The 17,810-nt window shown below is 54.3% G+C and carries 10 protein-coding genes and 2 pseudogenes; 7 read left to right on the forward strand and 5 right to left on the reverse strand.

What is annotated here, in order from left to right; all coding sequences use genetic code 11:
• Positions 1–85: 85 nt before the first annotated feature.
• The gene (locus tag SPI6313_RS02465) at positions 86–2,272 is read left to right on the forward strand and encodes an APC family permease (protein WP_072619563.1); all 2,187 of its coding nucleotides are present in this window, start codon (positions 86–88) and stop codon (positions 2,270–2,272) included.
• Between the two features lie 333 nt (positions 2,273–2,605).
• Here the strand turns inward: SPI6313_RS02465 and SPI6313_RS02470 are convergent, their stop codons facing one another.
• Positions 2,606–4,780 (reverse strand): glutamine synthetase III family protein, encoded by a 2,175-nt coding sequence (locus SPI6313_RS02470; protein ID WP_072619564.1) that lies wholly within the window; start codon positions 4,778–4,780, stop codon positions 2,606–2,608.
• Positions 4,781–5,070: 290 nt separating this feature from the next.
• Between SPI6313_RS02470 and SPI6313_RS02475 the strand changes: the two genes are divergently transcribed.
• Positions 5,071–6,510: an FAD-binding domain-containing protein gene (locus tag SPI6313_RS02475; RefSeq protein ID WP_072619565.1), complete on the forward strand. Its 1,440-nt coding sequence runs from the start codon at positions 5,071–5,073 to the stop codon at positions 6,508–6,510.
• On the opposite strand, the gene SPI6313_RS02480 is transcribed toward SPI6313_RS02475, so the two are convergent.
• The 3 genes from SPI6313_RS02480 to SPI6313_RS02490 form a co-directional block, all read right to left on the reverse strand.
• Complete coding sequence (locus SPI6313_RS02480) at positions 6,507–6,758, reverse strand: hypothetical protein (RefSeq protein WP_072619566.1); 252 nt, start codon at positions 6,756–6,758, stop codon at positions 6,507–6,509. The two genes, SPI6313_RS02475 and SPI6313_RS02480, sit on opposite strands and share 4 nt — an antisense overlap.
• 171 nt (positions 6,759–6,929) lie before the next feature.
• Positions 6,930–8,180: a methionine adenosyltransferase gene (gene metK, locus SPI6313_RS02485; protein ID WP_072619567.1), complete on the reverse strand. Its 1,251-nt coding sequence runs from the start codon at positions 8,178–8,180 to the stop codon at positions 6,930–6,932.
• Between the two features lie 85 nt (positions 8,181–8,265).
• Positions 8,266–9,354, reverse strand: a complete 1,089-nt coding sequence (locus SPI6313_RS02490; protein WP_072619568.1) for a Fe(3+) ABC transporter substrate-binding protein — start codon at positions 9,352–9,354, stop codon at positions 8,266–8,268.
• Positions 9,355–9,457: 103 nt separating this feature from the next.
• On the opposite strand from SPI6313_RS02490, the gene dprA reads away from it, so the two are divergent.
• The 5 genes and pseudogenes from dprA to SPI6313_RS02520 all read left to right on the forward strand — a co-directional run bounded on the left by dprA (position 9,458) and on the right by SPI6313_RS02520 (position 16,186).
• Positions 9,458–10,621, forward strand: a complete 1,164-nt coding sequence (dprA, locus tag SPI6313_RS02495) for a DNA-processing protein DprA (RefSeq protein ID WP_072619569.1) — start codon at positions 9,458–9,460, stop codon at positions 10,619–10,621.
• Positions 10,622–10,995: 374 nt separating this feature from the next.
• A pseudogene (locus SPI6313_RS24970) lies at positions 10,996–12,164 on the forward strand (RRXRR domain-containing protein).
• A 57-nt stretch (positions 12,165–12,221) separates the two neighbouring features.
• A pseudogene (gene queC, locus SPI6313_RS24975) lies at positions 12,222–12,918 on the forward strand (7-cyano-7-deazaguanine synthase QueC).
• A gap of 124 nt (positions 12,919–13,042) precedes the next feature.
• Complete coding sequence (hisA, locus tag SPI6313_RS02515; protein WP_072619571.1) at positions 13,043–13,819, forward strand: 1-(5-phosphoribosyl)-5-[(5-phosphoribosylamino)methylideneamino]imidazole-4-carboxamide isomerase; 777 nt, start codon at positions 13,043–13,045, stop codon at positions 13,817–13,819.
• 129 nt (positions 13,820–13,948) lie between these two features.
• On the forward strand, positions 13,949–16,186 hold the full coding sequence (locus SPI6313_RS02520) for an MASE1 domain-containing protein (RefSeq protein ID WP_072619572.1): 2,238 nt from the start codon (positions 13,949–13,951) through the stop codon (positions 16,184–16,186).
• Between the two features lie 143 nt (positions 16,187–16,329).
• On the opposite strand, the gene SPI6313_RS02525 is transcribed toward SPI6313_RS02520, so the two are convergent.
• Positions 16,330–17,337, reverse strand: coding sequence for an NAD(P)H-dependent glycerol-3-phosphate dehydrogenase (locus SPI6313_RS02525; RefSeq protein ID WP_084668858.1), 1,008 nt, complete (start codon positions 17,335–17,337; stop codon positions 16,330–16,332).
• Positions 17,338–17,810: the final 473 nt, after the last annotated feature.

The raw sequence follows: 17,810 nt of genomic DNA on the forward strand, positions 1-17,810 counted from the left end.
AAGACATCAACGGGTGTCGAACCTGGGCGTGTTGATCGTTTTTTGAAGGGTGCTTCTACCCTGTCCCCATCCTGTTTTGTGATCTATGACCGTAACTTCTCCTGACGAAAAAACCGGCCTCGGTACCTTTGGCGGTGTCTATACTCCCTCGATTTTGACGATTCTGGGGGTGATTATGTACCTCCGGTTTGGTTGGGTGGTGGGGAATGTGGGCCTGCTGGGGACGTTGCTGATCGTGACGCTATCGACGGGGATTACTTTTATTACGGCGCTGTCAGTGAGTGCGATCGCCACCGATCGCGTCATTCGGGTGGGCGGAGCTTACTATATGATTAGCCGCTCGTTGGGGATTGAAACCGGCGGCGCAGTGGGCATTCCCCTCTACTTTGCCCAGGCCCTCTCCGTCGCTCTCTACACCCTCGGTTTTGCCGAAAGCCTCGCCCAAACCTTTCCATTTCTCAATCAAACCTATGTGGCGCTGATCACGACGATTTTAGTGGCGGTTTTGGCCTTAACCTCCGCCAGCATTGCGATTCGGGCCCAATATTTCATCATGGCAGCGATCGTGCTGTCCCTGATTTCCTTTGGGTTTGGCCATGCGGTCGAACCGACGACAGTGGAACTGTGGAATCGGAACGGGGAACCCTTTTGGGTGGTGTTTGCGGTGTTTTTTCCGGCGGTGACGGGGATTATGGCCGGGGTGAGTATGTCGGGGGATTTAAAAGATCCGACGCGCTCGATTCCGTTGGGAACCTTGGCCGCTGTGGGGACGGGCTATGTGATCTATATGGGATTGCCGCTGATTTTGGCCTTTCGCGCCGATAGCCAGACCTTGATTGAGAACCCCTTGATCATGCAGCAGATGGCGTTTTGGGGGCCAGCGATTCTGTTGGGGGTGTGGGGGGCGACGTTGAGTAGTGCGATCGGGAGTATTTTAGGAGCGCCGAGGGTGCTGCAAGCGATCGCCCGCGATGGTGTGTTACCCCATTGGCTCAATGCCCTCGGCCATGGCAGCGGCAAAGAAGACGAACCGCGCATCGGTACAGCGGTGACCCTCGGTGTAGCGGTGGCGGCGGTTTGTGTGGGAGATCTCAACTTGATCGCCCCAATCCTGACGATGTTTTTCCTCACCACCTATGCGATCCTCAACGTGGCGGCGGGCATTGAAGGTTTTTTACAAAGTCCCTCCTTTCGTCCCGCCTTTCGGGTTCCTTGGCTGCTGTCGATGGTGGGGGCCTTGGGGTGTTTGGTGGTGATGTTTTTGATCAATGCGGTGGCAACGGCGATCGCAGCCTTGATCGTGCTAGGGATTTACGTCTGGTTACAACAGCGGGAATTGATGACCACCTGGGGCGATGTGCGGCGGGGGATGTGGATGGCATTGCTGCGGGAAGGGATTTTTCAAATGGGGCAGCAGGAAGACCCGAAAAACTGGCGACCCCATGCCCTCGTCCTGTCAGGCATTCCGAGCAAACGCTGGTCGTTGATTGAACTAGCCGATGGCTTCACCCACAAACGCGGCTTAATCACCGTGGCGAGTATTCTCCCCAGTGGCTCGCGGGATATGGCCCAACAAATTGAAATTGAAGACCGGCTACAGGATTATCTCGAACGCCAGGGTGTGCAGGCCCTTGTTCGTTTGATCACCGCTGATAACCCGTTTGACGGGGCGAAGCAATTGGTGGAAGCCTACGGGTTAGGTTCAATCATGCCCAATACGGTGATTTTAGGTGATAGCGAGGCCGTGGAACGACGGGAGGCCTATTGTGAAATGCTGCGGGCGATTCACTTGGCAAAACGGAGTTTGATTATTTTGCGGGAGAATCGCGATCGCAGCTTTGGGCAACGGCAACGCATTGATGTGTGGTGGGGGGGGCTGCAAGCGAACGGCAGTTTGATGCTCTTGCTGGCCTATCTGCTGCGCAGTAATGTGAATTGGCGTGATGCGGATATTTACGTAAACCTCGTGGTTCCGGATCATGATGCGGCCAAGGCTGCCCATGAAAACCTGGATAATCTCTTGGCGGGTCTGCGATTGGGGGCAATTCCGCAAATCTTGATTGCTGAGGGGCGATCGTTCCCGGAAATTCTCCATGCGTCTTCCCAAGAGACCGATCTGATCTTTCTCGGCATGGCCAAGCCCACCAAACAATCATTCACGACCTATTACGAAAGCCTCCAAGCCCGCACCATCGGCCTCCCTACTACTCTTTTTGTCCTCGCTGCTCCCGATTTTGCCTTTGAGGAAATCCTGACAGAAAGCATATGTTGACACTCCCCGCGAAGACAGCGACGGGGATTCTTGGTTCATCGACCGGACTTAACCGAGCCGGATTGCTCTAACCCCGCCAGAGGTCTAATCTCCCCAAGCGGATAACTTCCCCTGTGCCCCACGGTAGTTAGTCCAAGGCGCAGCATACAAAACCGCTTCACTATCGACTCAGCCCGATGCCGATTTCATCCCCGCAATCAATTGACGGGGCTTTCAGACTCCCGCACTATTTTCGGAATTCAGGGTACGGCCACGACAAAAGAATGCTGGGGAGAGCAGTCTCCCCAGCATAATGGTGATGATTTTTATCGTTCGACTCTTGAAGAAACGGGTTTATTTGATGAAGAGCATTTCTTCATAGGTGGGCAGGGGCCAGAAGCTATCGGCCACCAGTCCTTCTAAGGAATCGGCACATTCACGCACTTGATCCATCAGGGGACGAATGGTGGTGGCGCAATATTGCATGTGCTCTTCGGTGGAGCCGATGTCATGCTTGGCGAGAGCGGTGCTCAACTCTTCCACGGCGGCCATCATGGAGTTGGTGAGGGTGGCGATCGCCTCTGCACTGCCTTTGTCTAGGGTGATGCCGAGACTGGTTAAGTTCGTCATCGTTGTGGACAACTGAGAAAGATAGTCCAACGCCGCCGGGTAGATGCGGGTTTTGGCTATGTCAATCACCAGTTTTGCTTCCACTTCAATGGACAGAATGTATTGCTCGGCATAGACCTCAAAGCGGCTTTCCAGTTCCACGGGAGTCAGCACCCCTGTTTTAGCAAACAGATCCTGCACAAACTCAGCGCGGAGGTAGGGGAGAGCGTCGGCGGTGGTGGGCAGGTTGGCGAGGCCCCGCTCTTCGACGGCCATTTTATGCCACTCTTCTGAATATCCGTTACCGCCAAAAATCACAGAGCCATGGGCTTCCATCACATCTTTGAGGACGGTGATGATGGCCGTGCTTAAGTCCATGCCGGTGGAGAGTTCGCTTTCAAGGCGATTCCCGATCCAGTCTAAGGATTCGGCCAACATCGTATTGAGGACGACGAGGGGGCCGGACACGGATTGATTGGAGCCGACGGCGCGGAATTCAAAGCGGTTGCCGGTGAAGGCGAAGGGGGAGGTGCGGTTGCGATCGCCCGCATCCTTACTCAAGGGAGGCACGACGGCAATCCCCAGATCCATCACCCCTTTATGCTTCGATTCCGTCACCGTTCCGGTTTTGATTTGCTCAAACACCTCTTCGAGTTGGGAGCCGAGATAAACGGACATGATCGCCGGGGGAGCTTCATTCGCCCCTAAGCGGTGGTCATTGCTAGCCGTTGCGATCGCCGCCCGCATCAGCGGCCCGTACTTATGCACCCCACGGATCACCGCCCCACAGAACACCAAAAACTGCGCATTTTCATGGGGAGAATCGCCCGGATCAAGCAAATTCCCTTGGGTAGCATTACCCACCGACCAGTTGACGTGCTTCCCAGAGCCGTTAATCCCCGCAAAGGGTTTTTCATGGAGCAGACACATGAACCCATGCTTTTTCGCCGTCTGCTTCAGGATCGTCATCGTCAGTTGTTGATGATCGCTCGCCACGTTCGCCGCTTCAAAAAAGGGCGCGATCTCAAACTGGCCCGGCGCAACCTCGTTATGGCGCGTTTTCGCCGGAATCCCCAGCTTATACATTTTCTCTTCCACATCCTGCATGAAGACCTGAACGCGATTGGGAATCGCTCCAAAGTAATGGTCATCAAACTCTTGCCCCTTCGCCGGCGGTTTCCCGAATAAGGTTCGACCCGCCAAGAGCAGATCCGGGCGTTGGCTGGCAAAATTCGCATCCACGAGGAAATATTCTTGTTCCGCCCCGCAGCTAGAGTTGACATGAGCCACCTGATCACAGCCCAACAGCTTCAACACTTTTCGCGCTGCTTTATCCATGGCGGCAATGGAGCGCAGCAGCGGCACTTTCTTATCGAGGGCTTCCCCCGTCCAAGAGACAAAAACCGTGGGGATGCAGAGCGTTGCCCCGTTATCCGTTTCCATCACATAGGCCGGACTGGTGACATCCCAAGCGGTATAGCCCCGTGCTTCAAAGGTGCCGCGAATCCCCCCGTTCGGGAACGAGGAACCATCGGGTTCCCCTTGCACTAACACTTTGCCGGAGAATTCGGAAATGACTTTGCCGTCCCCTTGCACCGAGATGAAGCCGTCGTGCTTTTCGGCGGTCAAGTTGGTCATGGGATAGAAAACGTGGGCATAGTAGAGTGCTCCGCGTGCTAAGGCCCAATCCCGCATCGCGGTGGCCACGGTGTCGGCAATGGAGGGGTCTAACTTTTCTCCCGTCACAATGGTGTTTTTAATGGATTTAAACACCACCTTCGGTAAGGTTGCCTGCATTTTAGTCAGGTCAAACACGTTCTCAGCCCAAATGTCTTCCAGGCGTTCTGGGGGTTTAGAGGGCAGGGGGGTGCGATTGGTGATTTGATGGATGGCTTGGGCCCGAACTGTATTTCCGCTCATAAATCTTGTTACCTGGAGAGACTAGTGCAGTAGATGGTACTAAAAGCGGTTGTGTAAAACGGGCATTAGAGATACAAAATGCGGGGGGATGCTGCGACCCTATCGATCAAACGCCTGAGGTGATGGGGGTGTGGCAATTCTTGAAGAATCACGAACGGCTATGATGATCGGGGGTTGGTTGTGGTGATCCTGTGACGTTGAGGGGTGAACCGAATCATGCGGGGGGTGGGCTGCCCGATGACGTGACGATCGCACCCCCCCCGGATTTGAGAACAGAATTGAGGGTAACTATGGGGTTAATTTTATTGTGGCATCGGCGTGATTTGCGGTTGAGTGACCATCTGGGTTTGCAGGTGGCGCGGCAGAGGAGCCGTCAGGTTGTGGGGCTGTTTTGTTTTGATCCGGGGATTTTGGGGCGGGATGATGTGGCTCCGGCGCGGGTGGCGTATTTGGTGGGGTGTTTGGCGGCGTTGGCGCAACGCTATCAGGCGGTGGGGAGTCAGTTGCTGATTTTGCGGGAGTCGCCCCAGACGGCGGTGGTGCGGTTGGCGGTGACGTTGGGGGCGGCGGGGGTGGTGTGGACGGAGGAGGTGGAACCTGATGGGAGGGAGCGCGATCGCACCCTCCGCCAGGCCCTGGCCGCTGCCAATATTCCGGTGCAAACGGTGTGGGATCACCTCCTTTGTGAACCAGGTCAAGTGCTCACCAAGGCGGGCAGCCCCTATACGGTCTATGGCCCGTTTTGGAAAACTTGGCGATCGCAGCCCAAGGCCGAACCCTGCCCGACAGTGACGGATCTCCAGGGACTCACGGCGGCCGAGGATGCGATCGCCACCGCTGCCGGAGTCGTTCCCCTGCCCACCGCTGCTGAATTAGGGTTTATCTGGGAGAACGGTTTTCCCGTGGAACCGGGGGAAACAGCGGCCCTGGAGCGGTTGGAGGAATTTTGCGATCGCGCCCTGGCCAGCTACGACGAACGCCGCAACTATCCCGCCGATCCCGGTACATCCCAACTCAGCGCCGCCCTCAAATTCGGCGCGATCGGCATTCGCACCATCTGGCACGCTACCCAAACGCAGTACGCTGCCGCCCGCTCCGACGAACACCGTACCAACATCCAAACCTGGCAACAGGAACTTGCCTGGCGGGAATTCTATCACCACGCCCTTTACTTCTTCCCCGAACTCGCCGAAGGGCCCTATCGCGCCCCATTTCGCGATTTTCCCTGGCAAAATAACCGCGAGCAGTTTCAAGCCTGGTGTGAGGGGCGAACCGGCTATCCGATTGTGGATGCAGCGATGCGACAGTTAAATCAAACCGGCTGGATGCACAACCGCTGTCGGATGATTGTCGCCAGTTTTCTCACCAAAGACCTGATCATTGATTGGCGTTGGGGCGAAAAATACTTTATGCAAACCTTAGTGGATGGAGATTTAGCCTCCAATAACGGCGGGTGGCAGTGGAGCGCATCCAGTGGGATGGACCCGAAACCGTTACGGATTTTCAACCCCAGCAGTCAAGCGAAAAAGTTCGATCCCGACGGGGACTATGTGCGGCAATGGGTGGAGGAGTTGCGATCGCTCGATCCCGAACCCCTAATCACAGGTCAGATCTCGCCCTTAGAACGCCTCGCCTGTGGCTATCCATCACCCATCGTGGATCATGCCATTCAGCAACGCACCTTCAAACACCTGTATAAAACGGCCAAACAATCCAGCGAATCCCCTTAAGAATCCTGCTGAACCGAGCAATAACGAGGATGAATGGTGCGATGTTTACGCCGCAAATGGTAAAAAATTCGGTCAACCATGACACGGGCTTCTTCGCTGAGGGTATCTTCTTGACGCAGATGCTGAAGAATTGCCGCTTGTTCAGGCGTAATCTCACCAATATCTGCAATGCGATGATAAAGATCATGCAGCAGTTCAAGATGTTGCAGGCGTTGATTGAGTTCCGGGGAATTGATGGTGTGCAACATAAGAAACCCTTGGCAAGAAAAATTGCGACAATCTCACTGTAAAAATAAGCTGTGAAAAACCTGTGAAGAAATAGGGCCACTCTCCTTAAGACAATATGAAAAAAAACAAGCCGAACTCTGAGGACTCAGGGTTCGGCTTGCCAAGACAAGGAAACATGCACAGGCTATGCGCTACGCCTGCACCGCCAAGGCTTCTGACTTCAAAAGAGCCGCCTTATCGGTTTTTTCCCAGGGCAGATCAAGATCCGTCCGCCCCAAATGACCATAGGCCGCCACATCTTGATAGAACCGTCCGCCCCGTTGGGCCGGTAGTTGTCGCAGGTTAAAGGTTTGGATAATTCCCGCCGGACGCAGTTCAAAATGGCGTTTCACCAAGTCCAACAGAATATCCTCATCCACTTTCCCCGTCCCAAACGTTTCTACTAAGATACTCACGGGCCGCGCCACCCCGATCGCATAACTCACTTGAACTTCACATTTTTCCGCCAAACCCGCCGCGACGATATTTTTCGCCACATAACGACAGGCATAGGCCGCCGAGCGGTCCACCTTGGTCGGGTCTTTGCCGGAAAACGCCCCGCCGCCATGACGGGAATAGCCGCCGTAGGTATCGACGATAATTTTGCGCCCAGTGAGGCCGGAATCCCCTTGGGGGCCCCCAATGACAAACTTGCCCGTGGGATTGACGAGATAGCGGGTTTCTTCCGTGGGTTTAACGGCAATATCCGCAAACACGGGTTGGATGACGCTTTCAATCAAGTCGGCTCTGATTTTGGCTTGAATGGCATCGTTATCGGTTAACTCACCGATGGTTTCGGTGTGCTGTGTCGAGATTAAAATTGTGTCAATCCCAACGGGCTTGCCATCTTCGTAGGTGACACTGACTTGGGTTTTGCCGTCGGGGCCGAGGTAGGGCAGTTGACCACTTTTACGGACAGCGGTGAGTTGACGGGAAATCCGGTGCGCGAGGCTAATCGGCATCGGCATCAGTTCGGGGGTTTCGTTGCAGGCATAGCCAAACATCAACCCCTGATCACCGGCTCCGATCGCATCAAGTTCGTCTTCGCTGAGTTCGTCCCGTTGTTCTTGGGCGGAGGTCACGCCTTGGGCAATGTCGGGGGACTGTTCATCAAGGGCGATTAGCACAGAGCAGCTATTGGCGGAGAAGCCGTTGTTGGCATCGGTGTAGCCAATTTCTGCGATTTTCTGGCGAGCGAGGTCAATGTAGTTGACATTCGCTTGGGATGAGATTTCCCCTGTGATCAAGACAAGTCCGGTATTGACGACCACTTCGGCAGCCACGCGGCTGCGTTCATCTTGGGTCAAGAGGGCATCTAAAATCGTGTCAGAGATTTGATCACAGATTTTGTCGGGATGCCCTTCGGTGACAGATTCTGAAGTAAATAAATAACGACGAGCCAACGTGGTTTCCTTCTCCTGCGACTGATTGCAATTTATCTTAACCTTTGCAGGGTCAGGGGACTAGATAATGTCCCCTAGATTGAGGCTATTTCCAGCCGGCTTTGTCCATGAGTTGGACGGCTTTGGGGTTGAGTTCGCCGTATTGTTCGACGTTGAGGTCGGAGGCTTTGAAGTCGCCGAGGTTGCGAACGACTTCGTTGGCGGTGACGGATTCAACGACGGGATATTCATTGTTGCCGTCGGCGAAGAGTTGTTGGGCTTCGGGGGTGACGAGGAATTCAAGGAAGGCGATCGCATTCTCTTTGTTCGGCGCGTTCACCGCCACCCCTGCGCCGCTGATATTGACATGGGCCCCGCCGCTCTCTTGGTTGGGGAAGAAAACAGCGATATTGCTCACCACGTCTTGATCGGCGGGGTCTTCAGATCGCATCAAACGGCCCACATAGTAGGTGTTGGCGATCGCCACATCACAGACCCCCGATGCTACGGCTTGAATTTGGGCGGTGTCGTTGCCTTCCGGTTCACGGGCAAAATTCGCCACCACGCCTTCAATCCATGCCAGGGTTTTGTCTTCTCCGAGTTCGGCAATTTTAGCGGCTACTAAGGATTGATTGTAGATATTGCTTGAACTGCGAATACAGACCCGGCCCGCCCATTCCGGTGCGGCGAGGGCTTCATAGGTGGACAGTTCCGAGGGATCAACCTCGTCAGGGTTGTAGATGATCACCCGTGCCCGTTTGGTGAGGGCAAACCATTCGTTGGCATCATCGCGGAAGTTGGTGGGAATGGCAGTGGTGAGGGCTTCGGATTCGATGGGCTGGAGAATCCCGGCTTCTTGGGCCCGCCAGAGGTTGCCCACATCCACGGTCATCAGCACATCGGCGGGGCTGTTGTCCCCTTCACTTTTGATCCGTTCAATGAGTTCTTCTTCTTTGCCTTCGATCAGATTCACTTCGATGCCGGTTTCTTCGGTAAAGGCGGCATAGAGTTCGTCATCGCTGTCGTAGTGGCGCGAGGAGTAGAGGTTAACAACGGCTTCAGTGCTGTCGCCGGAGTCGGCGGCATCCGTTGAATTGGTGGTGTCTTGGCTGGTGGTGGGGGAGCAGGCGGCGATCGCCCCCATAGCAATGGCTGATAAGGCAACCGCAACGGACGAACGAGAACAGAATTTCATACTAGGGTAATAAACGAATGGGAACGAGAATTCATTGTAGCGTTAATGATACTAATTCTCAATTAATCACTGAAAATTTTTCTCACACTGTCTGAGGGGAACAATGGCGCAAGAACAGGAACGGATGTATTGGCTGGCGTGGTCACGGGTGCGGGGAGTCGGGCCGCTGCTGGTGCAACGCCTGCAAACGGAGTTTGGCTCGTTGGGGGAGGCGTGGCGGGCCCAAAGTGCGGCATTGCAAGCCGTGCAGGGGGTTGGACCCAAGCTCTTGGAGAGTATCACCACGGCGCGGGCCCAGCTTGAACCGGAACAACTGCTGGAAGACTGCGATCGCGCCCAGGTGAAGTTTTGGACACCCGCCGATCCAGATTACCCCTACCTATTGCAAGAGATTCCGAATTTACCCCCGGTCTTATATTATCGTGGTCAGGTGAATAGGCTCGAAAATCAGGGCCGCAAACCCGCGATCGCGATCGTCGGCACCCGCAACATCACCGACTACGGCCACCGCTGGACAGCCCGGATCAGCCGCGCCCTCACCTGCCGAGGCTTTACCATCGTGTCGGGTCTCGCGCTGGGGGTGGATGCGGTGGCCCATGAAGCCTGTCTCAACGCTGGCGGTCGAACGATCGCCGTCCTCGGCACGGGCATTGATGTGATCTATCCCCGTCAAAACACCGCCCTCTACCATCGCATCGCTGAACAGGGGTTAATCCTCAGCGACTATCCCCCCGGCACGCGCCCCGAAGCCCATAATTTCCCGCCCCGCAATCGAATCATTGCCGGGTTGAGTCGGGCGGTGTTGGTGATGGAAGCCGCCCAGCGATCGGGGGCATTGATTACGGCGCGGTATGCGATCGAATACAATCGAGATGTCTACACCCTGCCCGGTTCCCTAGACAATCCCCAAGCCCTCGGCTGTTTGGAATTGGTGAACACCGGGGCGCAGTTGATTTTAGGGGAACGAGCGTTGTTAGATCAGTTGGGTGATATTCCGCCGCTGGATTCTCCTCAAGATCATCAACTAACGCTGGATTTCTCCCCGCCTGACTCGCCCCCCGTCGTGGCCCCTCGCCCGACGCTGCCGCCGGATTTATCCCCCAACTGTTACCGAGCCTTTGAGGTGATTGGCACAGAACCGACCTCCCTCGATCGGATTATGGAACAGAGTGGGTTAACGGCGAGTGAGGCCCTGGTGGCGCTGAGTCTGTTGGAAATGTTGGAACTGATTACGGGCTTACCGGGGCAGCAATACCGCCAGCGGTGATCCGGGAGTGCGATCGCTCAATATCGCTCAATATCGCCCAATCATTTTGGCTGGCAACAGTAGCGTTAACGACCCCAAACCTGTCAAGATCAATGGTCTTGATTCCCCTGTTTTTGAATGTTTCCCGATCCCCAGTCATCACGATCTACAGTTAACGTTCAATGACCCCCACCTGGCATCCGCTGAGGTGGGGGAGTGACCGGAGATAACCCGGTCGTAGCTGCGAATAGGCCACCAAGGTTAGTACGGCAACACTTCCGGTTGCTTCTCTAAATCGGATTATTTGTAAGGCCCTGGAATCTCAGGGAGTGGGTTCAGCCCAGAAACACCGTACTCACTGGCTGAAGAGACCTGTAGTTTTGGAATTATCTTCCATGCAACGCATCCCAGTCCAAAACCCTGATGGTACTCCCGCTATGCCCACCAAGAGTAGTCGCGCTCAACGGTGGGTAGCGCAGGGCAAGGCCCAATGGGTGAAAACCAATCTACGGATCAAGGTAGTGCGCCTAAAAGCGGAGCCATCGGGTCGTAATACCCAGCCCATCGTGGTCGGGGTCGATCCCGGCAAACTCTATTCAGGGATTGCCGTTCAATCCGCTCAAGCGACATTATTCCAGTCCCACCTAGAACTCCCCTACCCCAGGGTGCGTGAACGGATGGATCATCGCAGAATGCTACGGCGTTCTCGCCGCAGTCGGCGGATTAATCGAGAGTTACCCTTCCAGCTACGAAATCATCGCCAAAAGCGATTTAACAACCGTAAACAGCAGAAAGTGCCCCCCAGTATCCGAGCTAACCGAGACCTAGAGTTTCGAGTTGTTCAGGGAGTTGTCCCAACTATTCCCCATTGCCACCATTGGCTACGAGAAAGTTCGCGCCGACGTGGACTTAACCTCAGGTCGAAAGGGAGCAAAAATCTGGGCAAGGTTTCTCTCCGGTCATGGTGGGGCAAGCCTACGCCATTGAGAAAATGGAGCAAATTGCCCCCGTCTACACTCGCTACGGGTGGCAGCAGGATGGCAATGGCACCGCTCAACTTCGCTCTACCCTGGGATTGAAGAAGTCTCAGGACAAAGCAGAACAAATTCCCCAAACCCATGCGGTAGATGGTATCGCTTTAGCCTGTGGATACTTCATCGAGTATCGTCCCTTCCACCGGAAACGCAGTCACGGTTATCTTTGGTTTGGAGAGGTTAAGATTACATCTGCCCCATTTGTGGTGATTAAACGGCCACCCATCAGTCGCAGGCAACTGCACCTCATGGTTCCCAGTCAGAAGGGTCTACGCCGCAAATATGGAGGCACAGTAACTCGCCATGGATTCCGGAAGGGGGATCTAGTGCGGGTTGAGATGGCAGGTCGCGTCTCGGTGGGCTATGTGAGTGGGGATACAACTCGGCAAGTTTCTGTTTCTGGGTTCACTTGGAAGCGTATTGGGCAGTTTAGTGCTGCCAAGGTTGAGCTACTCTATCGCGCCACGGGTATTTTAGTCAGTTGCCCGCAGAGATTGTCAGTCAGTGGGGTATTTAACCCCGCTGCCTGACGCTTGTTTCCTCCCCCACCTGCGGTGCGAGGTGGGGGTTTCCACAAGGAGTTTTTGATGAATTCCCCTACAACGCAAAAACGCGCCGTCGTCTTAGTCTCAGGAGGGCTAGATTCGGCCACCACCGCCGCCCAGGCCCAAGCCGATGGCTATGAGGCGATCGCCCTTTCCTGTCGCTACGGCCAACGCCACGATCGCGAACTCCTCGCAGCCCAGGCCGTGGTTGAGTATTTGGGGATTACGGAGCATTTTGTGATTGATGTGAATTTGGGGCAATGGGGCGGCTCATCCTTGACGGATCTTGATACGCCCCTGGCTCAGGACGGCAGCGATCGCGCCCCCCATCCCCGCCACCTATGTTCCTGGGCGTAACACCGTCTTCATCGCCCTCGCCCTCTCCCTCGCCGAAGCCAAGGGAGCCGAGGCGATCTATCTGGGGATTAATGCGGTGGACTATTCCGGCTATCCCGATTGCCGCCCGGACTACCTCGCCGCCTATCAAGACCTGGCGCGGCTCTCCTCGAAAGTGGGGGTTGAGGGGCGACCGATTCAGCTTGTGGCCCCGTTGGTGGAAGATACCAAGGTGGATATTGTGCGGCGGGCGGTGCGGTTGGGCGTGCCGATTCCCTTAACCTGGTCTTGCTATGCCGGGGGAGAAACGCCCTGCGGCCGGTGCGATTCCTGCCAAATTCGCGATCGCGCCCTGATCGATGCCGGTTACGCCCAGTGGGCCAGCACGGCAAAAGTTCAGTGATTCTACGGAATCGACTTCATTACAAATGACTAAAACTAGTGGTTTCTCTGAATTTACATTAACAATCATGATGGTAAGGTAGCATTCTCCGCTATGCTGCAAAAATAGAATCTGAAACACAACTATGGATGTTATCCCGGCAATTGATCTCCTTGATGGTCAATGTGTGCGCTTATACCAAGGGGATTACACACGATCTGAAGTCTTTAGTGACAGTCCCCTAGAAATTGCCCAGCGTTGGGAAGCGGCCGGGGCGACTCGTTTACACGTGGTGGATCTCGATGGTGCGAAAACCGGAGCCACCGTCAATCATGAGGCGATCGCCACCATCGTCCAAGCCTTAAACATTCCCGTCGAAGTGGGGGGCGGTCTGCGCGATCGCGCCACGATCCAACGCATTTTTGATCTCGGCGTGCAATGGGCGATCGTCGGCACGCTAGCCGTGGAAAACCCTCAACTTGTCCAAGACCTCTGCACCGAATTTCCCGGCCGCATCATCGTCGGCATTGATGCCCGCAACGGCAAAGTTGCAACACGAGGCTGGCTCGAAACCTCCACCATTGACGCGATCGATCTGGCCCAACGGATGGCGATCGCCGGAGCCGCCGCCATCATCTACACCGACATTCACCGCGACGGAACCATGAGCGGCCCCAACACCACCGCCCTGCGCGAACTCGCCCACCAAATCGAACTCCCGATCATCGCCTCCGGTGGTGTCAGTTCCCTCACCGATGTCTTAAGCCTCCTTGCCCTCGAACCCGACGGCGTGACCGGCATGATCATCGGTCGCGCCATCTACACCGGAGACATTGACCTCAAAGAAGCCGTTCAAGCCGTGGGCCCCGGCCGTTTACAAGATGTTCCCCCCCAAGGTGGCCATTTTTCCACCTTTGCCTAAGCGAAATGGGTCCGTTTTGGATATTGGTAAATGATACGCATGGATCTTGTGCAAGCGAGTCATAATTCAAGCCTGCATATTCTCTTTTGCACTTCGTTCTTTGATGCTCAGTTGTGCCCAAGCTAATCGATGAAAATCTCATGGCGACCTAATCGAAACCAGCGAACTCTTGCTATTACCGGTCTAGCCTTGGGTTACTATGCCTTATCAGCCCTCTGTCGTTATGCCGCATCCACGCCAGAATCCATCACGCCAATTTGGTTTCCCGACGGTCTAGGCGTGGGCATGGTCTTGCTCTTTGGTTATTGGATCTTGCCAGGGGTAACGATAGGTTCAATTCTGGCCAACTGGTCAGCCTTTGTGCATGGCCACACCCTAGGAATCTGGGTATTAGATCTACTCCAAGTGGGTCTCATTGCCACAGGAACGACCGCCGGAACCTATTTCGGCGTGCAATGGTTACGTCATACCATCGGTCGCCGGAACCCCCTGAACCAGACCAGCGATATTTTTGTGTTTGTGGTCTTCACCGCCATCCTCAGCACCTTGCTCAATGCCACTGTCGGGATCTTCGCCCTGAGCTTGGATCACACTGTGGCCGTCCAAAACAGCCTCAATGCCTGGATGATGTGGTGGATTTCTAATGTGACGGGGATTTTACTGGTCACGCCCCTTTGTCTATCTGGATCAGATGCGATCCGCTGGCTACGGGCGACTCGCTACAATCGAACCGCCAAAACCCGACGCTGGCTGAGTGAGCAACTGCGGCTCGCCATTGAACAACCGATTCAAAATGCTCAGCAATGGTTTTTCGAGGGTGTTGTTTTGCTCGGAGTGACCCTAGGCATTAGCTATGGGGCTTTTTTGTTAAGCTATCCGATTGATTATTTATTAATTCCCTGTTTAATTGTGGCGGCCTTTCGTTTGGGACAAATTGGAGTGTCCGGTTTTACGCTGTTGATTTCGATCATTGCCATTTATGGCACCGTAAACCCATTGACCTCAAACCAACTGACCTCGTTGTCTCCGGATAACTTACAGGTTTCCCTCATGATGCTGCAATGTTTTCTGAGCATTTTGGTGATTACGGCTCTTGCCTTGTCAGCGACGTTGATTGAAAAACAACGGGTTGTTAGATATCTCCAGCATTCTCAAGCCCAACTTCAGCTACAAAAGACACAACTGATCACGCAAAATGAAGATTTACTGATGGCGAAACAGGCGGCGGAAGATGCGAACCGCGCTAAGAGTGAGTTTTTGGCGAATATGAGCCATGAAATCCGGACACCGCTGAATATTATTTTGGGGTTTTGTCAGTTGATGAACCAGGATGCGACAAGTCTTAATCATCAGACAATTCGGGAAAATTTGACGTTGATGGAGCGTAGTGGGGAAACGTTGCTGCGGTTGTTGAATGATGTGTTGGACTTGGCCAAAATTGAGGCGAATCGGCTGCAATTAAGGGAGGATGTGATTACGGTGCGATCGCTGATTCGGGATATTCACCGCATTTTTGCCGCCACAGCCCACCAGAAAAACATCACGTTTGATTACCACGTGGGGGCCAATGTCCCGGAACAGATTCGGTTTGATGCGGCCCGGTTGCGCCAAATTTTGTTTAATCTGATCGGCAACAGCATTAAATTCACGAAAAAAGGGACGGTGCAACTGATTGTGCAACGTTCGCGGGCTGCTGACGATCCTCAAGTGATCCAACTGGAATTGATCGTGCAGGATACCGGCATTGGGATTCCCCCTGATCAGCAGGACATTATTTTCGATGCCTTCCGTCAACTTGAAGGCCACCACAGTCGCCGCTACGGTGGTACGGGTTTGGGGTTAGCCCTGACTCAACGCCTCACCCAAATGCTCGGTGGGCAGATTTACCTCACCAGTGAATTGGGCGTGGGCAGTACCTTCACGATTGTGTTTCCCCAGGTTTCCCTCGTGCTGCCAGCCCCTGAAAACCTCGTTCAAGATCTAGCGTCAGAACCGATGCTAGATCCCCTGAATAGGCCGGCAGGGGATACCCAGGACACCCTAGTGATGGCGATGCCGGAAAAAATTCCGCCGAGCTTGGCGATCGCGCAGGATCTGTTCCTCTGTAAGCTCTATGAACTAGAGGCGACCACTTGGCTGCATGTTTCGCGCACGTTGATCATGAGTGATATTCGGGATTTTTCTGAAAGTTTGCAGGGTTTGGGGGCGGAGTATGATTGTCAACTGTTGTGTGACTATGCCCAGGATTTGAGTTGTCATGTGGCGGAGTTTGACATTGAGACCCTCCAAACGGCGATCGCAGATTTTCCCAAGCTGTGCCGCATCATTGAACGCTGGTTAGGTGGGGTGGAGCCTGGTGTGAATTGAGAGGCTCTTGACGCGATGGGTTTGATCTGATTTGAGATGGGGGTGCTGGGGGTGCGATCGCACCAAACCGGGCGAGGATAACTCGCCCGGTTGCAGCTTCTATCTTTGCCTGCTCTTGCAGATTGTGTCTTACAGATTGTGTCTTAATATTCAGCCTTGAGTTCCCGTTCCATTAAGGCTTGTACTGCCTCCATGGGGCTGATTTCATGATCCAACAGGCGGCACACTTGGCGGGCAATGGGAACCGGGATACGGTGAGTGCGGGCCATTTCCACAAGGACACGGGTAGTGTTCACCCCTTCGGCGGTGCTTTGCAGTTCAATCAAGACGGTTTCGAGGTCTTTCCCCTCGGCGAGGCCAAACCCAACGCGATAGTTCCGGGAAAGCGCCCCGTCACAGGTGGCGAGGAGATCCCCTAAACCGGATAAGCCGAAGAAGGTTTCGCTCGATGCACCCATGTGCGTCCCAATCCGCATCATTTCGGGGAGGGCGCGGGTAAGGAGTCCGGCTTTGGCGTTGGTTCCTAGGTTCAGACCATCACAAACACCGGCGGCGATCGCCATGATGTTTTTCAGGGTTCCCCCTAATTCAGTCCCCAGGGGATCGGTGTTGATATAGACGCGGAAGGTTTCGGATGAAAAGATGTCTTGTACAACTTTAGCCGCAGCTTCGTCTTGACTAGCCACAACGGTGGTCGCCGGTAAACCCATTTCAATTTCCCGTGAGAGATTCGGGCCCGACAGCACGGCGACAGGATTATCTGGAAAGGCGGCTTGCCACATTTGGGACGGGGTTTGCTTCGTCGCAGGGTCTAGGCCCTTTGTGGCGGTGAGAATAATTTTTGTTTTGGGCAAGTTACACGCTTTGATCTGCTCAATCACGCTGGGCACGCCTTTCATTGAGACGGCACAGAGTAGCACATCTGCCTCTGCGATCGCACTTGCCAAGGGTTCACTTTGGCGACGAGACCACAGCTTGACAGCGTGATTGTTGCGCATCGCCACCGTCGCTAATGCAGACCCCCACGCACCTGCACCGATCACTGTTAACCGTGGCTCAGCGGCGGTTTTACTATAGAACGGTGCTAGGGTGTTCGTCAGACGAGTCTGTTGAACAGCGAGAGAACCTTTAGAAGGTAGGGTGTTAACCATTGCTTTTTGGCGTAATTATTGAAGAGAACAGTTGAATCGTGGTTGAATCGTGGTTGAATCGTGAAGATTGCCCGTTCTTCATTAGTTCTACAGCACGCACTCACGCCAATGTTTCATTCATGGGACATAAATTCAGCGATCGCGCCATCTCGCGATTTATCCCTTTAGATAGATGCGAAGCCGTTTGGTGCGATCGGTCTTGATCGCTAATCGGTGAGTTACGGCGGATTGCTGAATCGCAGTGATGGCGGGGTTTGAAGCCGCCCAACCCACCTACAATTGACTACGATTTACGATCAGGACTGATTCTAATTGCGCAATTACCAGCCTACGGATGGGAGAGCCTACGGATGGGAGTTTCTTTGATCTATTCACAAGATTTTCACAAGTACCGTTTATTTTGGATGCAAAGGAATTTCAGTGTTGCAACTGTGTTCTTAATATTTTTAATACCGGATATTTTTAATACCGGC

The sequence above is a fragment of the Spirulina major PCC 6313 genome, from assembly GCF_001890765.1.
GTDB classification, from domain to species: domain Bacteria; phylum Cyanobacteriota; class Cyanobacteriia; order Cyanobacteriales; family Spirulinaceae; genus Spirulina; species Spirulina major.